This window comes from Falsiroseomonas sp. (genome assembly GCF_030695085.1).
GTDB lineage: Bacteria > Pseudomonadota > Alphaproteobacteria > Acetobacterales > Acetobacteraceae > Falsiroseomonas.
In genome coordinates this window covers 41,003-47,307 of record NZ_JAUYTS010000026.1, presented here as the reverse complement: position 1 = coordinate 47,307, position 6,305 = coordinate 41,003, and the positions used below count along the sequence as shown (strand labels likewise).

Annotated in this window: 6 protein-coding genes; 5 read left to right on the top strand and 1 reads right to left on the bottom strand. The window is 68.3% G+C overall.

The features are described from left to right. A partial coding sequence (locus Q8S40_RS02870) for a glycosyltransferase (RefSeq protein WP_305669216.1) occupies window positions 1–1,055 on the bottom strand: 1,055 nt, incomplete at its 3' end. 87 nt (window positions 1,056–1,142) lie between these two features. Here Q8S40_RS02870 and zapE point away from each other — a divergent pair. The 5 genes from zapE (at window position 1,143) to sucD (ending at window position 6,278) form a co-directional block, all read left to right on the top strand. Beyond that, window positions 1,143–2,318 carry a cell division protein ZapE gene (gene zapE / locus Q8S40_RS02865; protein ID WP_304810003.1) on the top strand — a complete coding sequence of 392 codons (1,176 nt, stop codon included), beginning with the start codon at window positions 1,143–1,145 and terminating at the stop codon, window positions 2,316–2,318. Between the two features lie 222 nt (window positions 2,319–2,540). Beyond that, the gene (locus Q8S40_RS02860) at window positions 2,541–2,966 is read left to right on the top strand and encodes a hypothetical protein (protein WP_305669215.1); all 426 of its coding nucleotides are present in this window, start codon (window positions 2,541–2,543) and stop codon (window positions 2,964–2,966) included. A 182-nt stretch (window positions 2,967–3,148) separates the two neighbouring features. Then, window positions 3,149–4,102 carry a malate dehydrogenase gene (gene mdh / locus Q8S40_RS02855; RefSeq protein ID WP_305669214.1) on the top strand — a complete coding sequence of 318 codons (954 nt, stop codon included), beginning with the start codon at window positions 3,149–3,151 and terminating at the stop codon, window positions 4,100–4,102. A gap of 27 nt (window positions 4,103–4,129) precedes the next feature. After that, window positions 4,130–5,377, top strand: coding sequence for an ADP-forming succinate--CoA ligase subunit beta (sucC, locus tag Q8S40_RS02850; protein WP_305669213.1), 1,248 nt, complete (start codon window positions 4,130–4,132; stop codon window positions 5,375–5,377). A gap of 4 nt (window positions 5,378–5,381) precedes the next feature. Then, window positions 5,382–6,278 (top strand): succinate--CoA ligase subunit alpha, encoded by an 897-nt coding sequence (gene sucD, locus Q8S40_RS02845; RefSeq protein ID WP_304809994.1) that lies wholly within the window; start codon window positions 5,382–5,384, stop codon window positions 6,276–6,278. The last annotated feature ends 27 nt before the right edge of the window (window positions 6,279–6,305 follow it).

Here is a 6,305-nt window from a genome sequence, read left to right as displayed (position 1 = left end):
CCGGCCATCAGGGTGGGGATGCGGAAGCCGGTCACGCCCTGCACCACCGTATCCCGCAGCCCGTCCCAATCCGTGGCGACCACAGGCAGCCCGGCAGCCTGCGCCTCCACCGGGGCCAGGCCGAAGCTTTCCTGGATGTTGTCGGACAGCAGGGTGAACACATCCGCCGCCGACCAGATCGCCCGTCGCACCTCCGGCCGCCGGCCATCCACGTGATGCACCACGAGATGCGGGCACAGCGCGCTGGCCAGCGCCTTGAAGGCGTTGCGCTGCACCTCATCCGCGAACCAGCCGGACAGCACCAGATGCACGGCGACGCCGGGCGGCGCGGCCGCGGCGGCGCGGCCAAGGGCCAGGAACATCGGCAGCGGATGCGCCTTGGCGTGGAAGGACAGCCGTCCGTGATGCAGCACCACGACATCGCTCTCCGCGACGCCCAGCCTGCCCCGCCAGGCCGCCCGCGCCGCCGGGTCGCGCGCCAGCGCCGGCACGTCGACGCCGAGCGGGATCACGGGCAGCGCCGGCCCCTCCAGCCGTGTCGCGCCGAGGCGGCGCGCCAGATATGCGCCCTCCGCCTGCCAAAGCCGCTGCACGGCGCCGCGTATGGCAGCGGAGGTGCAGATCACCGCATCCCAGGGCTGCAGCGGCGCCACCAGCAGATCCGCCAGGCTGTCCATGGCGCTGGCGGAGGCGATGGTGTGGGTCAGGCCCACCAGGGAAAAGCCGCGCGCCGGGCCGGTGCGCCGCCGCCGCCAGGCATGGTGGGCCAGCTCCGGCCCGGGCAGCATCAGGCAGCCGGTCTCGGCCAGGCGGTGCAGCTCCGTCTCCGCCACCGTCTCCAGCGGCATGGAGGCACCGAGAGCTGCGCACTGGGCGCGGAAGGCCGCTTCGTCCTCCGCCGTGCGGACCAGCGCCACCAGCCGGTCGAAGCCCGCATGCTGGATCAGCGCCTTCAGAAAACCCTCCCCCGCCGCATGGCGCCCCATCAGCCGCGGGCGCGACGTATCGTAGGCATCGGAGGCATAGAGCAGCGCGGCGGTGGCGGGGGTGGTCATGCGGCGAAGGCTGCGGGGTGCGTCGGGGGTGCGTCAATCGCCGAAGCTGGCGTTGCCGCGAACGGCATCTCGCGGTATCGCGCGGCAATGAACGATCGGCCGCATCCTGCCGGCGGGGCTCCGAGCGGCAGCCCGCTGGCGACCTACCGTGCCCGCATCGCCGAAGGCGCACTCGCCGCCGACCCGGCCCAGGCCCGGGCGGTGGAGGTGCTGCAGGACCTCTGGCGCCGCACCCGGGGCTACGACCCGCATCCGGAGGAGCCGGAAAAGGGCGGCTTCTTCGCCCGCTTCACCCGCCGCAAGCCGGTGGCGGCCGAGGAAGCGCCCGCCGGCACGCCGATGGGCCTTTACCTGGTGGGTGAGGTGGGTCGCGGCAAATCCATGCTGATGGATCTGTTCTTCGAAACGGCGGAGGTCACCCGCAAGCGGCGCATCCATTTTCATCAATTCATGCAGGACGTGCACCGGCGCATCCATGCCTGGAAGAAGCAGCACGGCGACACCGCGGACCCGATCCCGCCGCTGGCCGATGCCATCACGGCGGAAGCCGCGCTGCTGTGCTTCGACGAATTCCAGGTGCACGACATCGCGGACGCCATGATTCTTGGCCGGCTGTTCCAGGCGCTGTTCGCCCGCGGCACGGTGGTGGTGGCGACCTCCAACACGGCACCCGCCGACCTGTTCAAGGGCCGCCCCGGGCGCGATGCCTTCCTGCCCTTCATCGGCCTGATCTCCCGCCGGCTGGAAGTGCTGACGCTGGAAGCCGCGCGGGACTATCGCCGCGACCGGGTGCGCGCCCTGCCCACCTGGCATGTGCCGGCGGATGAGCGGGCGACGCGGGCGCTGGATGCCGCCTTCGAGGAACTGACCGGCGAGAAATATGGCAAGCCGACCCGGCTGACCTTGCTCGGGCGCAGCCTGGCCGTTCCGCAGGCGGCGCGCGGCGTGGCGCGGTTCGATTTCGAGTCGCTGTGCGGCCAGCCGCTCGGCCCGGCAGATTATCTCGCCATCGCAACGCATTTTCATACGCTGGTGTTGGATGGCGTGCCGCGCCTCAATCCGGAGAATTTCGACCGCGCCCGGCGCTTCATCACATTGGTCGATGCGCTTTACGAGCATCGGGTGAAGTTATTGGCCAGTGCACAGGCGGTGCCGGACCGGCTGCATGAAGAAGGTCATAATGCTGCCATGTTTGCCAGAACGGCGAGCCGGCTGAATGAGATGCAAAGCCAGGATTGGCTTGGTCTCGCCCACCTCACGTAACATCCTGAAATGCGCGTTGACAGGCCACGGGCGCCTCAGTCTAGTAACGCGCATTGGGCCATTTCCTGGCTCGGGGGGCTGCTGCCGGTCGTTACGCCGGAGTGGTGTTGATTGGGGGACTATTCTCGCATGCGGACGATCCTGCTCGCCCTGCTGACTGTGCTTGTCTTGGCCCCGCAGGCGGCCGATGCCGCAAGACGGGACGAACGAAGCGGCGCGGCGGTGAGTAGAACGAACACCGCAGCCAGCCCCGCGACCCGCGCCTCCACCCGCGCCACGTCGCGCGCCACGACCACCCCGCGTGCCGCCGCCAGCACCACGGCACGCAACGCGCCCCGGCCCACCAGCCGCGCCGCAACCACGACCCGCGCCACCACGAGCCGCGCCACCAGCCGCGCCGCCGCGCGTCCCGCCCGGACCCAGGCCAGCACCGGGCAGAGCCCGGTGCGCCGCGGCGATGTGCGCACCCAGCGCAGCGGCGTGGTGGTGCGCGGCGCCGCCGCCGCCACCATCTCACGCGGGAACGGCATTGCCGGCTGGCAGGCCGGGCTGCCGGCGATGACCATGACGCAGCGGGACTGCCCGGTTGGCACCTTCGCCACCCTCGCACGCGGGCATGACGACATCGTCCGCTGCATGCCGCTCTGACCTGACCGGCTTCCAAAGGCGGGAATGACCGCCCCGGGCACGCCACAAGCGGCCCAATCCACACCCGAGACACGCAGCGCCGCCTTGCCCGGCCTGCGGGGCGGGAGTAGGAAGCCCCGCAGGGCGCGCCTGATGGCGCACCTTGAAATCCCTGCGAAGCACCACAAGGCAAGGACCGCTGCATGTCCCGCAAGAAGATCGCGCTCATTGGCGCCGGCAACATCGGCGGCACGCTCGCCCACCTGATCGGCCTGAAGGAGCTGGGCGACGTCGTCCTGTTCGACGTCTTCCCGGGCGTCGCCGCCGGCAAGGCGCTGGACATCATGCAGTCCGGCCCGGTGGATGGTTTTGATAGTGCCATGTCCGGAACGGGCGACTACAGCGCGATCGAGGGCGCCGATGTCGTCATCGTCACGGCGGGATTTCCCCGCATGCCCGGTATGAGCCGTGATGACCTATTGACGAAAAATGCCGGCGTCATCGGCCAGGTGGCCGAGGGCATCAAGCAGTATGCCCCGGACGCCTTCGTCATCTGCATCACCAACCCGCTCGATGTCATGGTCTGGGTGCTGCAGCAGCGCTCCGGCCTGCCGGCGGAGAAGGTGGTGGGCATGGCCGGCGTGCTGGATTCCAGCCGCTTCCGCCTGTTCCTGGCGCAGGAATTCGGCGTGTCCGTCGAGGATGTCACGGCCTTCGTGCTGGGTGGCCATGGCGACACCATGGTGCCGCTGACCCGCTACTCCACCGTGGCCGGCGTGCCGGTGCCCGACCTGATCAAGATGGGCTGGACCACGCAGGAAAAGATCGACGCGATCGTCGCCCGCACGGCGAATGGCGGCGGTGAGATCGTGAAGCTGCTGGAGAAGGGCTCCGCCTTCTACGCGCCGGCCGCGTCCGCCATCGCGATGGCTGAGAGCTACCTGCTGGACAAGAAGCGCGTGCTGCCCTGCGCCGTGATGCTGAATGGCGAATACGGCCAGAACGACTTCTACGTGGGCGTGCCCGTGGTGATCGGCGCCGGCGGCGTCGAGAAGATCATGGAAGTGCAGTTCACGGCGGAGGAAAAGGCCGCCTTCGACAAGTCCTGTGACGCGGTGAAGAAGCTGGTCGCGGATTTCAAGGCGCTCGGCGTCTGAGACCTACCGCCGGCGGCCCCGCATGCCTTGAAGGCGTCGGGCCGCTGGCTTTTTTGGCGCCCTGCTTGCCGGAGACATCGGATGAACATCCACGAATACCAGGCGAAGGAATTGCTGCGCCGCTACGGCGTTGCGGTGCTGGAGGGCCATGTGGCCTGGACGGCGGATGAGGCCGTGGAAGCGGCCAAGAAGCTGCCCGGCCCCGTCTATGTCGTGAAGTCGCAGATCCACGCCGGTGGCCGTGGCGCCGGCCGCTTCACCAACGACCCGAACGGCAAGGGCGGCGTCCGCGTCGTCAAGTCGATTGAGGCCGTGAAGGAAGCCGCCGAGGCGATGCTCGGCAATGTGCTGGTCACCAAGCAGACCGGCGAGCAGGGCAAGCTGGTGTCCCGCGTCTTCGTGGAAGATGGCTGCGACATCAAGCGGGAGCTGTATCTCGGCCTGCTGATCGACCGCGAGACCAGCCGCGTGACGGTGATGGCCTCGACCGAGGGCGGCATGGAGATCGAGGAGGTGGCGCATGACCACCCCGAGAAGATCCTGAAGGTCGCGATCGACCCGGCCTCGGGCATCTTCCCCTACCACGCCCGCAAGCTCGCCTTCGGCCTCGGCCTCGAGGGCAAGCAGGTCGCGGCGTTCCAGAAGTTCGTCCTGGCGCTGTATGGCGCCTTCCTGGAACTCGACTGCGCGATCGTCGAGATCAACCCGCTGGTCGTGACCGGCAAGGGCGACATCGTCGCGCTGGATGCCAAGGTGTCCTTCGACGAGAGCGCGCTGTTCCGCCACAAGGACCTCGAGGCGCTGCGCGATGACAGCGAGATGGACCCGAAGGAACTCGACGCGGTCAACAACGACCTGAACTATGTGGCGCTCGATGGCGAGATCGGCTGCATGGTGAATGGCGCCGGCCTGGCGATGGCCACCATGGACATCATCAAACTGTACGGCTCCTCCCCCGCCAACTTCCTCGATGTCGGCGGCACCGCCAATGCGGCGCGGGTGACGGAAGCGTTCCGGATCATCACCTCCGACGTCAACGTCAAGGCGATCCTGGTCAACATCTTCGGCGGCATCGCCAAGTGCGACATGATCGCCAATGGCATCGTGGAAGCTTCCAAGAACCTGAAGCTGTCGGTGCCGCTGGTCGTGCGGCTCGAGGGCACCAATGTGGACCTCGGCAAGAAGATCCTCGCCGAATCCGGGCTCGCCATCATCGCGGCCGACAACCTCGCGGATGCGGCCCAGAAGGTCGTGGCCGCGGTCAAGGGAGCCTAAGACCATGGCCGTTCTGATCGACGCCAACACCCGCGTCATGACCCAGGGCTTCACCGGCGCCCAGGGCACCTTCCATGCCAGCCAGGGCATTGCCTATGGCAGCACCTATGTCGGCGGCACGACCCCCGGCAAGGGCGGCACGATGCACCCCGAGCTGAACCTGCCGGTGTTCAACACCGTGGTGGAATGCCGGGATGCGACGGGCGCGAATGCCACCGTCATCTACGTCCCCGCCCCCTTCGCGGCGGATGCGATCCTGGAAGCGATCGACGCCGAGATGCCGCTGATCATCTGCATCACGGAGGGCATTCCGGTGCTCGACATGGTGAAGGTGAAGCGCGCGCTCTCCGGCTCCAAGTCGCTGCTGGTCGGGCCGAACTGCCCGGGCGTCATCACGCCGGATGCCTGCAAGATCGGCATCATGCCGGGCCATATCCATCGCCGCGGCTCGGTCGGCATCGTCTCCCGCTCCGGCACCCTGACCTATGAGGCGGTGGCGCAGACCACGGCGGCCGGCCTCGGCCAGTCCTCCTGCGTCGGCATCGGCGGCGACCCGGTGAAGGGCATGGACTTCATCGATGTGCTGAAGCTGTTCCTGGCCGATGACGAGACGCAGTCCATCATCATGATCGGCGAGATCGGCGGCCAGTCCGAGGTGATCGGCGCCGAATACCTGGCCGAGCATAATTTCGGACCGGGCAAGCCGAACAAGCCGGTGGTCGGCTTCATCGCCGGCGCCACCGCCCCTCCGGGCCGCCGCATGGGCCATGCCGGCGCGGTGATTTCGGGCGGCAACGACACGGCGGCGGCGAAGATGGAAGCGATGGCGAAAGCCGGCATTCATGTCGCCGACAGCCCCTCCGCCCTGGGTTCGACCATGGTGAAGGCGCTCAAGAAGTAACGTAACGGTCACCTGGGTCGCGTCAGG